Genomic DNA, 20,008 nt, shown 5'->3' with positions numbered 1-20,008 from the left:
GCTCATGCGCCGTCCCTCCACGGAGGGGCGGCGCATGGCCGTTTGCGCTATTACGACAGCGGCTTTGCGATTTTACGAATGGCTACCACCCTGTATGTGCCTTTGTATCTGGCTCCCGTGCTTGACTCCATCGAAAGGTCGTCGACGGATACGTGCAAAGCCTGCAACGCCGGCCGGACCCAAATCGTGTAGAGGGGTTGGGGCCGCATCATCTAGGGGGGACGATGAGCAGGGGCGTGGACGTTTGTTTCCAGGTGCTGGGGCCGTGGGAGGTGACCGACGCCGGCCGGCCGGTGGTGATCCCGGCCGGCCGCATGCGGGTGCTGCTGGCCTCGCTGATGGTCTCGGTGGGGCGTTCGGTGCCCACCGACACGCTCGCCGAGCAGGTCTGGCCCGAGCGGATGCCGGCCCGGGTGCGTGCCACCGTGCACACCTACGTCGCCCGGCTGCGCCGCCTGCTCGGGCACGACGTCATCCAGACCGCGCCCGGCGGCTACCAGCTCGCCGTGCCGGCGGAGGCGATCGACCTGTGGGCGTTTCGTGAGCTGCTGCGCAAGGCTGGTGCGGCCGATGCGCCCGACGAGGAGCTGGGCCTGCTGCGCCAGGCGCTCGCCCTGTGGCGCGGACGGCCGTTCGTCGACATGGAGTCGAGCTGGCTCGACCGCGAGGTGGTGCCTCGCCTCGGCGACGAGTGGTTCAGCGCGACCGAGCGCCGCATCGACCTGGAGATGCGGGTGGACAACCCGGGCAACCTCGTCGCCGAGCTGCGCGACCTCGTCCGCACGTACCCGACGCGGGAGTCGCTGTGGCTGCGGCTCATCGACGCGCTGCACCGCTGCGGGCGGCGGGCCGAGGCGCTCGACGCGTACCAGGAGGTGCGCGGGGTGCTCACCGACGAGCTGGGCATCGACCCCGGCGACGCGCTCCAGCAGATGCACCGCGGCGTGCTGCTCGACGGTGCCGCACCGGCCCCGGTCGAGGCCCCGCCGCCGGAGAGCGTTGCCACCCGCCAGCTGCCGCACGACATCGCCAACTTCAGCAGCCGCGCGGAGCTGGCGCAGCTTCAGCGGCTGATGGCCACGATCACCCGAAACGAGCGGCGGGTCACCCATATCGTCGCGATCGACGGCGCGCCCGGCATCGGTAAGACCACGCTCGCGGTGCACTGGGCCCACCTGGTCGCCCGCGCCTTCCCCGACCTTCAGCTCTACCTCAACCTTCGCGGGTACGGGCCGGGGGAGCCGATGACGCCGTCGGCCGCCGCCGAGACGCTGCTGCGCGGCCTGGGCGTGCACAGCGACATGATCCCGTCCGGCGCGGACGAGCGGACCGCCCTGCTGCGCAGCGTGCTCGCCGGCCGCCGGGTGCTGTTGCTGCTGGACAACGCCCGCGACGCCGACCAGGTCCGCCCGCTCCTGCCGGGCGCGGACAGCCTCGTCGTGGTCACCAGCCGCAACCAGCTCCGTGGACTGTCCATTCGCGACGGTGCGCACCGGGTCACGCTCGGGCCGTTGCCGCCGCACGAGGCGCTGGCGCTGCTGGCGGCTTCGTTCGGCGGGGCCCGGGTCGCGGCCGAGCGCGACGCGGCCACCCGGCTGGTGGAGCTGTGCGACGGGCTGCCGCTGGCGCTGGCCATCGTGGCCGAGCGGGCACAGCGGGCCGGCGGGCTCACCGAGGTCGTACAGGCGCTGATGGACGAGCGGATCCGGCTCGACGTTTTCGGCGACGGCGAGGGCGACCCGCATACCGACCTGTGGGTGGCGCTCTCCTGGTCGTACCGCGCGCTGGGCCCGGAGGCCGCGGCGATGTTTCGCCGGCTGGGCCTGCACCCGGCCGACGACATCTCGCCGGACGCCGCGGCGGCGCTCGCCGGTGTGCCGCTGCGGCGGGCCAAGCACGCGCTCGACAAGCTCGTCGCGGCCCACCTGCTCCAGCAGCGCCGCCCGCACCGGTACGAGCTGCACGACCTGGTCCGCTGGTACGCGCGGGAGCAGGCCGAGCGGGACGAGACGCCGGCCGAGCGGCTGCGGGTCGAGCGCCGGGTGGTCGACTGGTACCTGCACGCGGCCGTGGCCGCCGACAGCGCCATGCTTCCGCACCGCCGCCGCGACTACCTGGCGCCGTACCAGCCGGAGGTCGAGCCACCCGAGTTCGCGGACGCGGCCGCCGCCGTGGCGTGGTTCGAGCGGGAGTACGACAACATCCGCTCGGTGATGCGGTGGGCGGACAACAACGGCTTCAGCGGTCACGCGTGGCGGATGCTGACCTCGATGACGGCGTTCTTCGAGCGCCGCATCCCCTGGCAGGACGCGATCGAGTTTCACGAGTGGGCGCTCGGCGCCGCCAGCGCGGCCGGCGAGCGCACCGGCGAGGGCTACGTCCTCAACGGCCTCGGCTACATGTGCCTGCTCAAGGGCGACCTCGACACCGCGCTCCGCCACTTCCGCGGCGCGCTCGACCGGTTCCGCAGCTCCGGACACGTACGCGGCGAGGCGATGCTGTGGGGCAACCTCAGCACGATCTACGGCGAGCGGGGCGACCACCTGACCGCCCGCCGGTACGCCACCCGGGCGCTGGAGATGTACGAGTCCCTCGGCTACGAACGGGGTTGCGCGCTCAACCTGGACAACCTCGGCGTGGCCCTCTACGCGGCCGGCCGCTACGACGCGGCCATCGAATGCCACCTGGAGGCCGGCGAGATCAACGGCAAGCTCGGCGAAGTGAACAGCGAGGCGATCAACCGCCACCACCTCGGCCGCGCCTACGCCGCGCAGGGTCAACCGCGCCCGGCCCTGCGCGCGTTCCGCGCCGCCATCGACATGTACCGGGGTCTCAGCAACCGCCGGTTCGAGGCGCTGGTAATGGTCGACGTGGGTGCCACACTCCAGGAGGCCGGCCACAGCGGGCTGGCCCGCAGCTTCCTGGAGACCGCGCTGGCGACCCTCAAGGAGTACGACGACCCGGGCGCCCAGCAGATACACGAGGCGATCGGGGCCCTGCACACGGCGGCCGCCTGACGCGCTGAGAAAAAACTTGGGAGAGGTTGTCGAATCCACGCGGGACCGGTCGACGCGTTGGTAGAAGGACCTCATACGACCAAGGAGCGAAACGATGAGCAAGGTCACGACCGGCGCCACGATGTCCCTCGACGGCTTCATCGCGGACGCCAACCACGGCGGCTTCGACCACCTCTTCGCGTGGTATGGCGCGGGGGACGTGGAAGTCCCGACCGGCTTTCCGGACATGACGTTCAAGGTCTCGGCGGCCAGCGCGGAGCACCTCCGGCAGCTCATCGAGCGCACGGGCGTGCTCGTGGTCGGCCGGCGGCTCTACGACATCACCAACGGTTGGGGTGGCCGCCATCCGATCGACAAGACGGTCGTCGTGGTCACCCACCAGCGTCCGGAGGACCGGCCGGAGGACGACGAGAACTTCGTCTTCGTCACCACCGGCCTCGAGGACGCTATCGCGAAGGCCAGGGAGATCGCCGGGGACAAGGAGGTCGGCGTCAACGGTGGCGAGATCGCCCGCCAGTGCTTCGACGCGGGGCTGCTGGACGAGGTGCACGTCGACCTCGTGCCCGTCTTTCTGGGCTCCGGCATCCCGCTGCTCGGCCAGATCAAGGACGCGCCGGTGACCCTGGAGGGGCCGATCTCCGTCACCGAAGGGAAGGGCGTGACCCACCTGGCGTACCGGGTGGTGCGGAAGTAGTCGGCTCTGCGGGGAGACTGGTGGCATGGCCTTCGACGTGAGTGTGGTCCGTGCCACCTATCCCGCCCTTTCCGACGGATACGCCTACCTCGACGGTGCCGCCGGCACTCAGGTGCCCGAAGCGGTGATCCAGGCGATCGCCGGCGCGTACCGGCGGGGGATCGGCAACGTCGGCGGGGCGTTCCCGGCCAGCCACCGCTCGGACGCGATCGTCGCCGAGGCCCGGGCCGCGGTGGCCGACCTCGTCGGCGGGGTGCCGGCGGGCGTGATCCTCGGGCCCAACATGACCACGCTCACGTACCGGCTGGCGTACGCGCTGGCCAGGGACTGGCGCGAGGGCGACGAGGTGGTGCTCTCCCGGCTCGACCACGACGCCAACGTGCGGCCGTGGGTGCAGGTGGCGGCGCGGGCCGGAGCGACGGTGCGCTGGGCCGAGGTCGACGTGGCCACCGGCGAGCTGGGCGTCGAGCAGTACGACGGGCTGATCGGCGACCGCACCCGGCTCGTCGCGGTCACCGCCGCGAGCAACGTGCTCGGCACCCGGCCGGACGTGCCGGCGATCACCGCGAAGGCTCGTGCGGCCGGGGCGGTCACCTACGTCGACGGGGTGCACGCGAGCGCGCACGGGCCCACCGACGCGGCCGCGCTCGGCGCCGACTTCTACGCCACCAGCGCGTACAAGTGGTCGGGCCCGCACGTCGGCGCGGTGGTCGCCGACCCGGCGCGGCTCGACGCGCTGATCCCGGACAAGCTCGCCTCCTCGGCCGACGAGGTGCCGGGGCGGTTCGAGACCGGCACGTCGCCGTTCGCCGACTTCGCCGGCGTGGTGGCCGCGGTCGACCACCTCGCCGGGCTCGACCCGACCGCCACCGGCACCCGGCGGGAGCGGCTGCTCGCCTCGCTGGCCGCGGCCGAGGCGTACGAGCTGGAGCTCTTCGCCGCGCTGCTGACCGGGCTGGAGTCGATGCCGCACGTGACCGTGTACGGCAAGGCCGCGCGGCGCACCGCGACGGCGTACTTCACCGTCGCGGGGCGCACTCCGCGCGAGGTCTCCACCCACCTCGCCGGGCGGCGGGTGAACGTGTGGGACGGGCACAACTACGCCTGGGAGGTCACCGCCGCGCTCGGCATCCGGGAGGCGGGCAGCGCGGTGCGGGCCGGGCTGGTCCACTACAACGACCGTTCCGACGTCGACCGCCTCCTCGACGGCGTGGCGACCCTCGGCTAGCTTGTCCGCCGCTGGCGGGCGGCCGTGACGAGGTTGGTGAGCGCGGCCTCCACCTGCGGATACGTCCTGGTCTTGAGGCCACAGTCCGGATTGACCCACACCCGCTCCACGGGCACGACCTCGAGCACCGCGTCGAGCAGGTCGCCGACCTCGCCGGCGCCGGGCACCCGGGGCGAGTGGATGTCGTACACACCCGGGCCGAGGCCCCGGCCGAAGCCGTCCAGCGCGCCGAGGATGCGCCCGCCGGAACGGGCCGACTCGATCGTCGTGACGTCGGCGTCCAGCCCGTCGATGGCGGCGACCACCTCGCTGGCGTTCGAGTAGCAGAGGTGGGTGTGGATCTGGGTGTTGTCGCCGGCGCTGGAGGTGGCGTGCCGGTAGGCCGCGACCGCCCACTGTAGATACTCGTCCTGCCGGTCGCGGCGCAGCGGGAGCAGCTCGCGCAGCGCCGGCTCGTCCACCTGGATGATCGACGTGCCGGCGGCGGCCAGGTCGCGCACCTCCTCGCGCACCGCCTCGGCGACCTGGCCCACCACCTCACGCAGCGGGATGTCCCGCCGCACGAACGACCAGGCCACGATCGTCACCGGCCCGGTCAGCATGCCCTTGACCGGCCGCTCGGTCAGCGACTGCGCGTACCGGGTCCAGCGCACGGTGATCGGCGCGGTGCGGCGCACGTCGCCGTGGATGATCGGCGGGCGGGTGCAGCGGGAGCCGTACGACTGCACCCAGCCGTGGCGGGTGACGGCGAATCCGTCCAGGTGCTCGGCGAAGTACTGCACCATGTCGTTGCGTTCCGGCTCGCCGTGTACGAGCACGTCGATGCCGAGCCGCTCCTGTAGGCGGATCACCCGCTCGATCTCGGCCTCGATGAGCCGCTCGTACCCGGGCTCGTCGAGCGTGCCGGCGGCCAGCGCGGCCCGTGCGGCGCGCAGCTCACCGGTCTGCGGAAACGACCCGATCGTGGTCACCGGCAGCTCCGGCAGTCCGAGATGGACGGTCCGTTCCTCGTACGGTGCCCGGCTGTCCAGAGTGGATGGTGTCGTCTTCGCGGCGGGGTTCGGCGCTGGTGCCGCGCCGGTGAAGCCTCGGGCCAGTTGGTCGGCGAGCGCCACCACCTCGGCCACCTTCTGGTCCGCGAAGGCGAGCCGCTCGCGCAGCGCCGGGTCGAGGTCGGTCTCCGCGTCCAGGTCGTACGGCACGTGCAGCAGCGAGCAGGAGGTGCTCACCACCACGTCTGGGTAGCGGGACAGCTCGTGCAGGGCGCCGTCGAGGTCGGTGCGCCACACGTCCCGCCCGGAGACGACGCCGGCCACGAGCGTCTTGCCGCCCAGCGCGGCCGGATCGACGGGTCCGCCGCGCACGAGGTCGAGGCCGATCGCCTCGATGCCGGTGGCGGCGAGCGCGGGCAGCGCCTCGCCGAGCTCGCCGAAGTACGAGGCGACGAGCAGCTTGGGCCGGTTGGTGAGCGCGCCGAGCCGCTCGTACGCCCGCCGGGCCTCGGCCGCGCCCGCGCCGGTGACCAGCGCCGGCTCGTCCAGCTGCACCCACTCGACGCCCTCGGCACGGAGCGCGGCGAGCAGGTCCGCGTACGCGGCCACGGCCTCGTCGAGGCGGTGGAGCGGCGCGGACTCGGACAGCAGCAGGAACGTGACCGGGCCCACCACCACCGGTCGGGTCTCGTAGCCGAGCGCCCGCGCCTCCCGTACCTCCCGGATGGGCTTGTCCCCGGCGAGCCGCAGCGGCGTATCCGGGCCGATCTCCGGTACCAGATAGTGGTAGTTGGTGTCGAACCACTTGGTCATCCGCAGCGGCGGTAGCCCGTCGGCGCCCCGGGCCATCGCGAAGTAGGGGTCGGCGGCCGCCCGGTAACGCTCCGGCACGGCGTCCAGCAGCACGGCGGTGTCCAGCACGTGGTCGTACTCGGAGAAGGTGTTGGAAGGCAGCGCGCCAAGCCCGAGCGCGGCGAGCCGGCGCCAGGTGTCGGCGCGCAGGCCGGCACCCACCCGGTCGAGCTCGTCGCGGCCGAGCCGCCCGTCCCAGTACGCCTCCAGCGCCCGCTTCAGCTCCCGGCGCGGCCCGATCCGTGGATACCCGAGGATTGTCGAATGCGTCAGCACGCAGGCGATCCTGCCTCCGGACGGGGGTCTCCGGGCCGTCTATAGCCGCTGCTTATCGATCTCCTGGCCATACTGGGGTGTGGATCCGGGGCCGCCGCAACGCGAGGTCGCCTGCTTCGTGCGGGTGGCCGAGCACCTGAGCTTCTCCCGGGCCGCGGCCGTCCTGGGCATGACCCAGCCGGCGGTCAGCCAGGCCGTCGCCCGCCTTGAGCGCACGCTTGGCGTGCGCCTCTTCGACCGCACGAGCCGCGAGGTCGCGCTCTCCGACGCGGGCAAGGTCCTGCTGCCGTACGCCGAGGCGATGCTGGCGCACGCCGCCGCGTTCACGGCCGAGGCGGCGCGGCTCGCCGAGCCGGTCGGGCGCCCCGTCAGGCTGGCTTATTGCCCCCTCGTCGGCGGCCTCGCCGCCCGCGTCGTGCGGCGCCTGGCCGAACGCTCGCCCGCGATCGACGTGGAGCTGCGCCGGGCCGGCTGGAGCGCCGCGACCACCGACCTGGCGCAGGGCGGCGCCGCGGCGGCGTTCATGAGCACGCCGTTTCCCACCGGGGTGGCGATGACCGCACGCTTCCACGTTCCCGTGACGCACGTGGCCGTGCCGGCGCGGAGCCGGCTGGCGACGGCCACCCGCCTGGGACTGGAGCAGCTGCCCGCGGTGCTGCTGCCCCGCCTGCGGCCGCCGGGCAGCGTGTGGCACGCGCTCGCGCCGCGGCTGCGCTCGCCCGCCGTCGTGGGCGACCTCGACGATCTACCGGCGGCCCTCGACCTCGTCGCCGCCGGACGCGGCCTGCTGGCCGCACCCCACCTGCTCGTCGAGACGGTACGCCGGCCGGACGTGCACTTCATCCCCATCGACGCCGGGGAGCTCCGCATGACGTACGGCCTGGTGTGGGCCCCGGAACGGGCGTCGGCCGAGCTGATGGCGTTGGTGCAGGCGGCCCGCCAGATCCTCCGCGTGCCGTGATCGCACAAAGGGTGTTAGTTGAGACGCCAAACTATTGACAGCCATCTACTCGCTGTGTGAATCTCTGCGACGGAGCCGGCGGAGGCCTGGGCAGCTTCCTCTCTCGACACTCGCACGCCTCCCTCGGGGGCAGCGTGCGTCACTCTAGGAGCCCTCAATGCGAAACCCACCCCAAAAAGACGCTCCGCATCGCTCCACGTCTCCCCGGGGGCCCCGGAGAACCATCGCCGGCGCCCTCGCCTCGGTCCTTGCCGCCGGTGTGGCGGCGGTCGTGACCCAGGTGGCCGTGAGCACCTCGACGCCCGCGTCGGCCGCCGCCTCCGACCCGTACAACTGGAAGAACGTGCGGATCGACGGCGGCGGGTTCGTGCCGGGCATCATCTTCAACCCGACCGAGCGCAATCTCATATACGCGCGCACCGACATCGGCGGTGCCTACCGCTGGGACCAGGCGGGCCAGTCGTGGATCCCGCTGCTGGACAAGTACGGCTGGGACCGTTGGGGGTATAACGGCGTCGTCAGCATGGCCACCGACCCGGTGCAGACCAACAAGGTGTACGTGGCCGCCGGCATGTACACGAACGACTGGGATCCCAACAACGGCGCGATCCTGCGCTCCAGCGACAAGGGCAACACGTGGGCGGAGACGGCGCTGCCCTTCAAGCTCGGCGGCAACATGCCGGGCCGGGGCATGGGCGAGCGACTGGCCGTCGACCCCAACCGCAACAGCATCCTCTACCTCGGCGCGCCGAGCGGCAACGGCCTTTGGCGCAGCACCGACTCCGGCGTGACCTGGGCGAAGGTCACCAACTTCCCCAACGCGGGCAACTACGTGGCGGTGCCCGGCGACGTGTACCAGGGCGACAACCAGGGCATCGTGTGGGTGACGTTCGACAAGCGCTCGGGCACCTCCGGCAACGCGACGCAGACCATCTACGTGGGCGTCGCCGACAAGCAGAACACCGTGTACCGCACGACCAACGGCGGCACCTCGTGGGAGCGCGTCGCCGGGCAGCCGACCGGGTACATCGCGCACAAGGGCGTCCTCGACACGACCGGCGGCTTCCTCTACATCGCCACCAGCGACACCGGCGGCCCGTACGACGGCGCCAAGGGTGACGTGTGGAAGTACAACACCGCCACCGGCGCGTGGACGCAGATCAGCCCGATCCCGTCGAGCAGCACGGACGACTACTTCGGGTACAGCGGCCTGACGATCGACCGCACCAACCCGAACACCATCATGGTCGCCACCCAGATCTCCTGGTGGCCGGACGCGATCTTCTTCCGCAGCACCGACGGTGGCGCGACCTGGACCCGGATCTGGGACTTTACGTCATACCCCAACCGCTCCAAGCGGTACACGATGGACATCACGTCGGTGCCGTGGCTCTCGCTCGGCGCGAACCCGCAGCCGCCCGAGGAGACGCCGAAGCTGGGCTGGATGAACGAGTCCGTCGAGATCGACCCCTTCGACGGCAACCGCTTCATGTACGGCACCGGCGCCACCATTTACGGCGCCACCAACCTCAAGAACTGGGACACCGGCGGCACGGTGACCATCCGGCCGATGGTGAAGGGGCTGGAGGAGACGGCGGTGCTCGACCTGATCAGCCCGCCGTCAGGGGCGCCGCTGGTGAGCGGGCTCGGTGACATCGGCGGCTTCCGGCACACCAACCTCGACGCGGTGCCGCCGATGATGTTCCAGCAGCCGTACTTCACCAGTACGACCAGCCTCGACTACGCCGAGACCAACCCGAGCGTCATGGTGCGGTCCGGCAACTTCACCGACTCCGACCGCCCGAACGACAGCCACGTCGCGTTCTCCACCGACGGCGGGGCGAACTGGTTCCAGGGCACCGAGCCGGGCGGGGTCAACTCCGGCGGCACGGTCGCGGCGGCGGCGAACGGCAGCCGCTTCGTGTGGGCGCCGGGCGACGCGGGGATCCAGGTCGTCTACTCGGTCGGGTACGGCAACAGCTGGTCGCAGTCGCAGGGCATCCCGGCGAACGCGGTGGTCGAGGCCGACCGGGTCAACCCGGACAAGTTCTACGGCGTCAGCAACGGCACCTTCTACGTCAGTACGAACGGCGGGCAGTCGTTCACGGCGGCTGCCACCGGCCTGCCGACCACCGGCGTGAAATTCAAGGCCGTGCCGGGGCGCGAGGGTGACATCTGGCTGGCCGGCAGCACCGGCCTGTTCCGGTCGACCAACTCGGGGACGAGCTTCACCAAGATCTCCAACGTCACCGAGGCGGTCAACGTCGCCTTCGGGAAAGCCGCTCCGGGGCAGTCGTACCAGGCGCTCTTCCTGGTCGGCACGGTGGACGGGGTCAAGGCCGTGTACCGGTCCGACGACACCGCCGGCACCTGGCTGCGGATCAACGACAACGCCCACCAGTACGGCAACATGGGCGAGGCGCTCGCCGGCGACCCGCGCATCTACGGGCGGGTGTACCTCGGCACCAACGGGCGGGGCGTCCTCTACGCCGACCGCACCGGCGGCACCCCGACCACCCCGCCAACGACGCCGCCCACCACGCCACCGACCACCCCACCCACCACGCCTCCCACGACGCCGCCGACGACCCCTCCCACGACGCCCCCGACCAGCGGGCCCCCCACGGGCAGCGGCTGCGCGGTGACGTATGCGGTCACGGGTCAATGGGGCGGCGGCTTCCAGGGTGACGTGAAGATCACGAACACCGGCAGCCAGGCGGTCAACGGCTGGAGCCTGGTGTGGTCGTTCGCGAACGGCCAGCAGATCTCGCAGATCTGGGGCGCCACGCGGACCCAGAGCGGCGCCACGGTGACCGCGCGAAACGAGGCCTGGAACGGGACGATCGCGCCGAACGGGTCGGCCAGCTTCGGGTTCATCGCCAGCTGGACGGGCACCAACGCGCGCCCGGCGGCGTTCACCTTGAACGGCTCGGCCTGCTCGGTGAGCTGACGGTTCCGTCAATCCTGGGGCCGGCGCTCGCCGGCCCCAGGGTTAGACCAAAGTCGGTCGTCGTCTCGACCCGGGATTGACGCGCGTACGCCCGGCTGCTGGGCAGGCTGGGCGCATGAGCGGGAGTTGCGAGGCTACGGGCCTTGACCCCGACGGCGGACGAGCGCCGAGCGACGGAGCGGGGGTAGGCACGGTGGATGCGGTTTACCGGCGTCACGAGACCGTCGTCTCCGAACCGGCGTGGGCGGTTGGCCTGATGTGGGTGGGCCTGCCGCTCGCCGGTGCCGGGGCGGGGTGGCTGCTCCAGGCGCTCGCCGGCTGGCTGGCGGAGCTGCCGTGGGTGCCCTTCGACGGAATCGTCGAGTGGATCGCCTCGGTGGCCGACAACGAGCCGCTGGCCACGATCGTCAGCCTCGCGGCCGGCGCGGTGGTGGGGCTCGTGCTCGCGGTCATCGGGGCGATGGAGACGCTCGTCGTGCGGATCACCGATTCTGAGGTCACCCTCCGTCGTGGTGACACCAAACAAAAGATCAACCGTGCCCGTGTACGGACGGTGTTCATCGACCGCAAGCAGCTGGTGTTGCTCGGCGTGGAGGCCGACGAGCTGGCCCGCGAGGGCTTCGACCTCGGCGCCGACCGGCTGCGCGACGGTTTCATCGCTCACGGCTACCCGTGGTCGGCGGCGGGCGACCCGTACCGCGACGAGTTCCGCCGGTGGGTGCCGGACGACCCGGAGCTGCCGGGCAGCGCCGGCGCGTTGCTCAAGGCGCGGTCGAAGGCACTGGAGGACGGGAACAAAACGGACATCGCCGAGCTGCGGGCCGAGCTCGCCAAACTGGGCGTGGTCGTGCGCGAAGAGGCCAAGCGGCAGTACTGGCGGCGCACCCACCCGACCAGTGGCTGAGCAGGGGGTATCCCGTTTGGAGCGGCTCGGCTAGCCTGTGGCCCGTGACCGCCACGGGGGGAGTGGCGGCGCCGCCGCTGTCACCGCCGCGGCCGCGTCGCTACCGCACGTTCACGAGCGCCGTCGTCGAGACCGGCGCCGTGCTGGTGTCTGCGGTCCGGCTGCTCTGGCGGCACTGGCCGGTGCTCTTCGCGCTCTACTTCGCGGGGGCGGCCGCGCGGGCATTCATCATGATCGGCGCCGTGCAGGCCAGTAAGCTCAGCGGCGTCCTGGGCGCGATGGTGATCATCCTCGGTCCGGTCGCCACGCTGATTTCGCTGGTCCTGATGCTGCGCGTGGTGCGCCCCTCGCTGCCCTGGCTGGCGGCCGCGACCGCCGACCCGCCGCCTCCGCAAGAGGGCGAGGCACCCCGCCGGCGTCCCACGCTGATGGACCACCTGGCGAGCGCGCTCATCCCGTTCCTGGCGGTTTACGCGTCGTGGGGCTACCTCCAGCAAGACGTCTCCGACTACGTGTACGAGGTGTGGGAAGACGCGTCATTCAACGATCCGCGGGTCTTCGACGACCCTGGGGTGATGAGCCGGGAGCTTAGCGAGCGGTTGCCGTTCAACACGTCGATCGCGCTGATTTCGGTGATCCTCGTGGCGATCGTGCTGCGCTGGCTGCTCAACATCTGGCGCGGCGGCCGCAGGTGGCCGGCGCTCGGCATCCTCGCCGCGTACCTCGAGGTCATCTGGATCATCGTCACCATGGCCACGCTCAACCAGGCGCGCGACCCGCTCACCAGCTGGCTGCGCGAGCGCAAGGTGGTGGAGTGGCTGCTCGACCTGTGGGACCGGGTCGTCGAGGCGCTCGGGCCGCTCACCAACATCGCGCGCAATACAGGCGAGTGGCTGATGGGTGCCATCGCGTCGGCCGACACCGTCATCGTCGTGCCGCTGGCGTGGCTCGCCGTCGGCGCCGTCGTGTACGGGCACAAGCTCGCGCCGCCCGCGCCGTCCACCTCGGAGCTGCTGCGGCGGGCCAGCAAGCGGTGGAGCGCACTGCCCAAGCCCGTGCGCGTGGTGGGTGCCAACGTGGGCTCCGACGTGCGCGAGCGGTTTACGCCGCTGGTACACGGCGTCCGCACGCTCGCTCGGGCCGGGCTGGCACCGATGCTGTTTTTCTGCATCGCGTTCCTTGTGGCGCAGACCGCGCGCGACTGGATGTGGGAGGTGGAGCGGCTGCTGATCGGGCCGCACGACCTCCAGAAGGTGTGGATGCCGCTGTCCGGGCCGCTCAGCATCTTCAACGAAGCGGTGGGTGTGGTGCTGCTCGCCTGCCTGCTGGCCGCCGCCGTCGACCGGGTGCTGCGGCTACAGCCCGCTCCCGCCACGTCCGACACCGCGGCTTCCGACTCGCCCGAAGACAGCCCTCAGGAGACCGGAAACCGGGCGTAGCGCGGCAGCTCCGTGCCGCGGACGATCCGCAGGGCAGCGGGCTGCGCCGACTCCGGCAGCACGAAGTAGATCTCCACCTCCCACGGCGTGGGCGTGTCGTCGTCTTCCGGCGAGCAACTGGCCACCCGCCGGCTGGGGTCGGACCCGGACAGCTCGCTGGGGTTGGCCGTGAACTGCCGCCCCTCGGTGTCTTCGAGCCCCAGGTTGCAGCTGGCGACGACGTACTTGTCCGTAGCCCACTTGTCGCCCGCGTCGACCGCGACTTTCGCCCTCCACACCTTGGTCTTGGCCGGCGGCTGCCATGGCGCGCCGTCGTACGACTTCAGGTCCGTCGCCGGCCCGAAGTCGACGAGCCGCATGCGTACGCCGGAGTAGGAGACCCAGCCGTCCGCGCCGGGCACGACCGCCTCGTGCGCATCCACACCGTTGTAGAGGTCGAGCGATTCCTTGGCGGTGGGGCCGAGGGCGAGCGCCAGGATCGGCAGGAGGGCGATGAGCCCCCACAGGTTGCGCCGCCACCACCCCTTGGTGGCGGTCGCCCGCACCTCGCCCGGCGGCGCCCCCTGCACCGGCGCCGCGTGGCCGGAGTAGCCCGCCCCGGTGGCCAAGCCCGGTGGTGGCGCCGCGAAGCCCGGCGGTGGCGCTGGCGGCTGGCCGGGCGGTGGCGGCTGGCCGGCTGGCGGATAGCCGGCTGGCGGGTAGCCGGGCGGTGGCGTGTGGCCGGGCGGTGGCGTGTGGCCGGGCGGTGGCGTGTGGCCGGGCGGTGGCGTGTGGCCGGGCGGTGGCGTGTGGCCGGGCGGTGGCGTGTGGCCGGGCGGTGGCGTGTGGCCGGGCGGTGGCGGCATTGGCGGCACAGGCATCGGCGGTGCGGCGGCCGGAAAGCCCTGCATCCGGGCAGGCCCGCCGGCCACCGATGGCGGCGGCCCGACGTTTGGTGGCGCCGCAGGTGGCATCCCGGCGACCGGTGGCGCTGGGGGCATGGGTGGTGGGCCGGCGGTCGGCGGCGGAGCCTGCATTTGCGGCCGTGCGGCAAAGGCCTGCGCGGGCGGGGACGGCGGTAGTGCCGGGCTCCGCGGCGCCTGGCCGATGCCCGGTGTGGGTGGTGGCATCGCTGATGGCGGCATCGTGGGTGGTGGTGCCGTGCGTGGCGGCGCCTGGAACGCCTGTCCGACAGCCGTCGCATGCGGCGATGCCTGAGGTGCGCTCCAAGGCGAGGCAACCTCCTGCGTAGCGCCCCACCCGGCCCGCGGCCCGTCATGCGGTGGGGGCCCGTCATGCGGTGGCGGCCCAGACACCTGCGGCGGCGGCCCGGACCGCGGCGGCCCGTTGTGCAGTGGCGGGCCGGAATGCGGTGCTGGCGCCGCCGCGGTGTGCGGGCCTACGTTCGGATAGCCGCCCTGCTGTGCGCCTGGTGGGCGGGGCAGCGGGTTGAGCATCACCGGCGGCTTCGGGCCCAAGGGCGGCGCCGATCGGTCGGCCGGTGGCGGCTCGTCCGGCCGGGACGCGCGCGGATAAGCGCTACGACCAGTCACGTGCGGGTGCGCGGCGGTGTCCGCTTGGGTGGGGTCGACCTGGATGGCAGCCGTGTCGGGCTCGACAGCCGGGATGATCGCGGTGTCGGAATCGGGCGGGCGCGGCGGATCCTCCTGGTGCTGCGCCCACGCGGATCCCGGCGGCGCCCATGGGGATGGGGGAGGCGGGGGTGGCTGCGTCACGGCACCACCTCCGGCTTCTCCATGATCACCGCGTCCTTCTGGGTGGCCCACCCGTCGACCGTGGCGGTGTCCACCTTGGGCAGCGTGATCTCGGCCATGCCGTCCATCCGCTGGTCGAACGGTCGGGACGCCAGCCGCAGGCGCATCGACGTGGCCACGTCGCGCGGCACCTCGAACGCGATCTCGCCCTCCACGGGGATCCCCGGCTGGAGGGTGCGGGCGCTGTCCGCGAAGAGCTGTGTGAACCGGCCGCTGGCCAGAAACTCGCGGTCGCGGTCGTCGATGAGGGCGGCGTAGCCGATGACGGTGTCTTCGGTGGTGGCCGTGACCCGGACGCGGACGAGGATCCACACGCCGCCGGTCTCGTAGCCCTTGCTGCGCACACCGAGCAGGCGTGCGCCGCGGACGCTGATCAGCTTGGCCTCGAAGGAGCGTGCGGAGACGGGGTCGCCAACCTGGCCCACCTCGATGTACGGCCGTTCGCGGCGGTCCGCGCGGTCGCCGTCGAGCGGCCGCCAGTTGGCCACCACACCGCCCACCGCCAGCGCGGCGACGAGCAGCATGCCCACGCGCGCACGGGTGCCGACTCGCTCGACCGGGCCGGGCGGGGCCCGGTGGCTGCGGATCGCCTCCGCCTCGGCCGCGGCGGCGCTGACCTGTGCCGCCGGATCGCCCTGCGTCGACCGGGCGCTCGGTGCGGGTGCGTCCGCCGGACCAGTGGCGCCTTGTGACACCTGGCCGGGGCCAGGCCAGCCAGCGGCGGGCGGGCCAGCACCGGGCGCGGTCCATCCGCCCGGCGGCGGCCCCGCCGGATCCGGCCAGCCAGGCGGTGGTTGCGCGGACGGGCCAGGCGGTGGTTGCGCGGACGCGCCAGGCGGTGGTTGCGCGGGCCAGCCGGGCGGTGGTTGCGCGGGCCAGCCGGGCGGTGGCTGCGCGGGCCAGCCGGGCGGTGGTTGCTCGGGTGGGGTGGTCACTTGCCGCGCCGATCTTCGATGGGCACGGTGAGCTCGGCGCGTGGCTCGAGGTCTAGCCAGGCCTTGTGGCCGGCGAGGGTGTCGACGCGGTAGGTCTTCTTGTTGATGATCACGGCCATCTCGGTCGGCACCGGCGCGGTGCTCTCCTGCTCCCAGAAGAAGGCGAGCTTTTCCGGCATGGCCGGCTGGAGGTAGCTGACCGCGACCTCGTCGCGCAGGCCGATTACGTACTGCGGCTCCAGGCTGTTCGAAATGGGGTCTTTGACCAGGCCCTCGACGCCCGAGATGTCGACGATGTCGCGCATGTCGTTGCGGCTTTCGGGCGCGGTGACCTCGACCGTGGCGAGCACCACGACCCAGCGGTTGGCGGAGTTTTGCAGGCGGAGGCCGGGGAGGCCGTCGCCGACCAGGCGGCCGCCCGTGACCGTCACGTTCCAGGGCTCGCCCTTGTTTAGCTCGTTGACCTTGGCGGCTGGCACCTCGGGCTTGCCTGCGGGCTCCAGGCCGCCGAAGAGTCCGGACGCCGCGAGAGCGGCTACGCCGGCGCTCAGGCCGAGCCACCGCAGTGGGATAGCGACAATACGGGCGCCGAGCCCTCGCGGGCCCGCGCCCGGCCCCCCGCCGACGCTAGACACGTTTTCGGAGCATAGGCGCAACCAGCCAGCCCGGCTAGGCCCGTCTCGCGACCGCTGCGAACCCCCGCAACGGGCCTAGCCGGGAGCTATTTCCGGCGGCCGTTGGGGAAGGGCCAGCCGTTCGGTACGCATCCGCCCATCCCGTAGATCTGCTGCTGCATGACGGGTGCGGGGCGTCCCTTGCCGGGGCACGTCACATGGCTGTGGCCGAGGAAATGCCCCACCTCGTGATTGACCACAAGATGGCGGTACATATCGACATTGCCGGTGTACGCCGGGGTGGCCAGGACCCACCGCTTGACGTTGATCACGACGTTCTCCCCGCCGCGGCAGGAGACCTCGCCGCCGGTGTCCAAGCCGTATTGGCCGCAGATCTTGTCGACCGTGTCCGGGCTGGCCAGCCGCACGACGAAGTCGACCGATCCGGCCGCCGGCCGCTGAAACGCCCACTGACCGCCTGCCGTCCACCCCCGCTGGTCGGCCAGGATGCGGTCCACCCACTTCGCGAACTCACCCGGCTGCTGCTCCAACCCCCGCTCGACCTCGACGCGGTAGCGGAGCAGCTTGCCCGTGCCGACCCGCTTGGCGCTCCCGGTCGCGCGGCGGAACGTGCCCTCCCCGCTCTGTGGAAACGTCGGCGGAGCCGTCGTGGGCGGCGGCACCTGCGTCGACTCGCTGGTCGTCGGAGGAGCCGGCGGCGTCGTGTCGGACCACGCGCCGGTACCAGGGGATGAATCTGAATTGTCGCGAATCGCGAAGCCGCCGGCCGCGAACATGAGGCCGCCCACGACGGCGCCCACGCTCACCAGGATGTAGGCCAGCACGCGGTTTTTATGCCGCACGCCGCTGCTCCTCTTCCTGGACCGCCGCGACGGCCCGCCGCAACGCGAGCGTCTCCCTGATCCGCCGGCGGGCGGCGCGTCGCCACCGTTCCTCCCGTGCGCGTCCCATGCCCGAACCGTACGGAGGCGGTCGTGAAGAACCATTGAAGAAGCTGTCTGCGGAACGTTCTTCACTGCATCTTCATCGCTGTACCAGGCACTATGGAACACCATGAGCGCGCGCATCCTGGTCGCGGAGGACGACCCCAAGCAGGCCAACCTGGTCCGGGTCTACCTGGAGCGGGAGGGCCACAGTGTGCTGGTCGTCGGCGACGGGCGCACCGCGCTGGAGCAGGCTCGCGTGCGCAAGCCCGACCTCGTGGTGCTCGACGTGATGATGCCGCAGGTCGACGGCCTCGACGTGTGCCGCATCCTGCGCGGCGAGTCGGAGGTGCCAATCCTGCTGCTCACCGCCCGCACCACGGAAGACGACATGCTGCTCGGCCTCGACGTGGGGGCGGACGACTACATCACGAAGCCGTACAGCCCCCGGGAGCTGGCCGCGCGCGTCCGCGCGCTGCTGCGCCGTTCCGGTGTGGTCACCGCCGGTAACCAGGCCATCCTCAAGGTGGGCGACCTCGAGATCGATCCAGGGCGATTCGAGGTACGGGTGGGTGGGCGGCCCATCGTGCTGACGGCGAAGGAGTTCGGAATCCTGGAGGTGCTGGCGGGCGAGCCGGGGCGGGCGTTCACGCGGGCGCAGATCATCGACCGGGCGTTCGGCTTCGACCACTACGTGCTGGAGCGCACGGTCGACGCGCACGTGATGAACCTCCGCCGCAAGATCGAGGAGGATGCGGCCGAGCCGCGCTACGTGCAGACCGTCTACGGGCGTGGCTACCGCTTGGCCGAGTCTTGAGTTTTCGCGTCCGGGTTTTGGTGCTGGTGATGCTCGTGGCCGTTTCGGCCGTGGGCGCCACCGCCTGGATCGTGCTCCGCCAGGCGTCGCAGCAGATCACCGACTCGGAGACTGCCGACCGCGTGGTGATCGACCAGATCACGAACCAGCTGCGGGAGTACGGGGAGACGCACGGCACCTGGGAAGGCGTGCCGAGCCTCGTCTTCGATCTCGGCTCGCGTACCGGCCAGCGGATCCACCTCGCCACCGAACAGGGCGAAGTGGTGTCGGACACCGACACGCTGGACGGCATCACCGCGCGCCCGCTCGGCAGCTCCAAAACCCTTGTCGACCCCCGCCCCAAGCTCGACCTCACCGAGGTGGCCGAGCCCTTCGGCGCGACGAACAGGGCGGTCAGCACCTACCGGTCCGGCGTGCGGTTCGCCGCATGCCTCACGCGCGCGGGCTTCCTCGTGTCGAAGGTGACCGGTGCGCTCGGCGTGCCGACCTTCCAGCCGGCGGGGGAGAGCGATCCCGCGATCGTCAAGGACTGCGCCTTCCGCTCGGCGACGACCGGCGAGGAGAACCTGTCCATCAGGCAGCGGACCGAGGCGTGCCGCGACCCGAACATCGGCAAACCGGCCACCGCCGGTTGCCTGTCGCAGGCGTTCACCGACCTCATCAGCCAGGTGGGCCCGGTGCCGCTCCTCATCACTCTCGGTTTCGAGGGTGAACCGCAGACGCCGCTCTCGGTTGGCCCGATACTCGCGGCGGCCGCCGGCGTCGCCCTGCTCGCGCTCGCCGGCACCGCCCTGCTCAGCCGCCGTGTCCTCCGCCCGATCGCCAGCCTCACCGCGGCCGCCGGCCGGCTCGGGCGGGGCGACCTCACGAGCCGGGTCGCGGTGGCAGGCAGCGACGAGGTGGCCCAGCTCGGCCGCTCGTTCAACCGCATGGCCGACTCGCTTCAGCGTGGTGAGGAACGCCAGCGCCGACTGGTCGCCGACGTCGCGCACGAGCTGCGGACACCCCTGGCCAACCTGCGCGGCTACCTGGAGGCGCTCAAGGACGGCGTGATCGAGCCCGACCCCGAGCTCTTCGCCTCGCTCCACGAGGAGGCCGTGCTCCAGCAACGCATCGTCAACGACCTTCAGGACCTGGCGCTGGCCGAGGCGGGCACGTTGGCGTACCACCGAGGGATCATCGACCTGGCCGAGGTGCTCGAAACCACCCGCGCCGCACACCACGCGGTCGCCGAGTCGGCCGGCGTGCAGCTGGTGGTGGCGACGCCCGGCCCGGCCCAGGTGTACGCCGACCCCGACCGCCTGCGCCAGGTGCTCGGCAACCTCGTCACCAACGCCCTGCGCGCGACGTCGGCCGGCGGCAGCGTGACCCTCTCCAGCGCCGTCGACCGCACGGCCGTCGTGGTGCGCGTGGCAGACACCGGCACGGGCATCGCGCCGGCGTCGCTGCCTTACGTCTTCGACCGCTTCTGGCGCGCGGACTCGGCCCGCGGGCGGCGGACTGGTGGGAGCGGGCTGGGACTGTCGATCGCCCGCCAGATCGTCACCGACCACGGCGGCACCATCACGGTCGCCAGCCAGCTGGGCGTCGGCACCACCTTCACCATCACCCTCCCCGCCCTGCGTACGTAG

At 72.0% G+C, this 20,008-nt stretch carries 14 protein-coding genes; 9 read left to right on the top strand and 5 right to left on the bottom strand.

Going from position 1 to position 20,008, the window contains the following annotated elements:
* Positions 1 to 224: 224 nt before the first annotated feature.
* From ACTMTJ_RS37355 to ACTMTJ_RS37345, 3 genes are all read left to right on the top strand, one after another.
* On the top strand, positions 225 to 3,017 hold the full coding sequence (locus tag ACTMTJ_RS37355; RefSeq protein ID WP_441223435.1) for a BTAD domain-containing putative transcriptional regulator: 2,793 nt from the start codon (positions 225 to 227) through the stop codon (positions 3,015 to 3,017).
* Positions 3,018 to 3,111: 94 nt separating this feature from the next.
* On the top strand, positions 3,112 to 3,711 hold the full coding sequence (locus ACTMTJ_RS37350) for a dihydrofolate reductase family protein (RefSeq protein WP_441223434.1): 600 nt from the start codon (positions 3,112 to 3,114) through the stop codon (positions 3,709 to 3,711).
* A 25-nt stretch (positions 3,712 to 3,736) separates the two neighbouring features.
* Positions 3,737 to 4,939, top strand: a complete 1,203-nt coding sequence (locus tag ACTMTJ_RS37345) for a cysteine desulfurase-like protein (protein ID WP_441223433.1) — start codon at positions 3,737 to 3,739, stop codon at positions 4,937 to 4,939.
* On the opposite strand, the gene metE is transcribed toward ACTMTJ_RS37345, so the two are convergent.
* Complete coding sequence (gene metE, locus ACTMTJ_RS37340) at positions 4,936 to 7,059, bottom strand: 5-methyltetrahydropteroyltriglutamate--homocysteine S-methyltransferase (RefSeq protein ID WP_441223432.1); 2,124 nt, start codon at positions 7,057 to 7,059, stop codon at positions 4,936 to 4,938. The two genes, ACTMTJ_RS37345 and metE, sit on opposite strands and share 4 nt — an antisense overlap.
* 79 nt (positions 7,060 to 7,138) lie before the next feature.
* Between metE and ACTMTJ_RS37335 the strand changes: the two genes are divergently transcribed.
* From ACTMTJ_RS37335 to ACTMTJ_RS37320, 4 genes are all read left to right on the top strand, one after another.
* On the top strand, positions 7,139 to 8,020 hold the full coding sequence (locus tag ACTMTJ_RS37335; RefSeq protein ID WP_441223431.1) for a LysR family transcriptional regulator: 882 nt from the start codon (positions 7,139 to 7,141) through the stop codon (positions 8,018 to 8,020).
* 271 nt (positions 8,021 to 8,291) lie between these two features.
* Positions 8,292 to 10,970: a cellulose binding domain-containing protein gene (locus ACTMTJ_RS37330; protein WP_441223430.1), complete on the top strand. Its 2,679-nt coding sequence runs from the start codon at positions 8,292 to 8,294 to the stop codon at positions 10,968 to 10,970.
* A 193-nt stretch (positions 10,971 to 11,163) separates the two neighbouring features.
* Complete coding sequence (locus tag ACTMTJ_RS37325) at positions 11,164 to 11,874, top strand: YqeB family protein (protein ID WP_441223429.1); 711 nt, start codon at positions 11,164 to 11,166, stop codon at positions 11,872 to 11,874.
* A 44-nt stretch (positions 11,875 to 11,918) separates the two neighbouring features.
* Positions 11,919 to 13,313 (top strand): hypothetical protein, encoded by a 1,395-nt coding sequence (locus ACTMTJ_RS37320; RefSeq protein ID WP_441223428.1) that lies wholly within the window; start codon positions 11,919 to 11,921, stop codon positions 13,311 to 13,313.
* Here ACTMTJ_RS37320 and ACTMTJ_RS37315 read toward each other — a convergent pair.
* From ACTMTJ_RS37315 to ACTMTJ_RS37300, 4 genes are all read right to left on the bottom strand, one after another.
* Positions 13,289 to 14,173, bottom strand: coding sequence for a hypothetical protein (locus tag ACTMTJ_RS37315; RefSeq protein WP_441223427.1), 885 nt, complete (start codon positions 14,171 to 14,173; stop codon positions 13,289 to 13,291). The genes ACTMTJ_RS37320 and ACTMTJ_RS37315 overlap by 25 nt on opposite strands.
* A gap of 851 nt (positions 14,174 to 15,024) precedes the next feature.
* On the bottom strand, positions 15,025 to 15,762 hold the full coding sequence (locus ACTMTJ_RS37310; RefSeq protein ID WP_441223426.1) for a hypothetical protein: 738 nt from the start codon (positions 15,760 to 15,762) through the stop codon (positions 15,025 to 15,027).
* Between the two features lie 236 nt (positions 15,763 to 15,998).
* Positions 15,999 to 16,637 (bottom strand): hypothetical protein, encoded by a 639-nt coding sequence (locus ACTMTJ_RS37305; protein WP_441223425.1) that lies wholly within the window; start codon positions 16,635 to 16,637, stop codon positions 15,999 to 16,001.
* Positions 16,638 to 16,723: 86 nt separating this feature from the next.
* Positions 16,724 to 17,479 carry a DUF3152 domain-containing protein gene (locus ACTMTJ_RS37300; protein WP_441223424.1) on the bottom strand — a complete coding sequence of 252 codons (756 nt, stop codon included), beginning with the start codon at positions 17,477 to 17,479 and terminating at the stop codon, positions 16,724 to 16,726.
* Positions 17,480 to 17,690: 211 nt separating this feature from the next.
* Between ACTMTJ_RS37300 and ACTMTJ_RS37295 the strand changes: the two genes are divergently transcribed.
* Both ACTMTJ_RS37295 and ACTMTJ_RS37290 read left to right on the top strand, forming a co-directional pair.
* Positions 17,691 to 18,377 (top strand): response regulator transcription factor, encoded by a 687-nt coding sequence (locus ACTMTJ_RS37295; protein WP_441223423.1) that lies wholly within the window; start codon positions 17,691 to 17,693, stop codon positions 18,375 to 18,377.
* Positions 18,378 to 18,406: 29 nt separating this feature from the next.
* Positions 18,407 to 20,008 (top strand): sensor histidine kinase, encoded by a 1,602-nt coding sequence (locus tag ACTMTJ_RS37290; RefSeq protein WP_441223422.1) that lies wholly within the window; start codon positions 18,407 to 18,409, stop codon positions 20,006 to 20,008.

Origin of the sequence: Phytohabitans sp. LJ34 (genome assembly GCF_052068095.1) — a bacterium.
Lineage (GTDB): Bacteria > Actinomycetota > Actinomycetes > Mycobacteriales > Micromonosporaceae > Phytohabitans.
The sequence above is the reverse complement of the archived record's forward strand: the minus strand, read 5'-3'. Positions and strand labels throughout refer to the sequence as shown.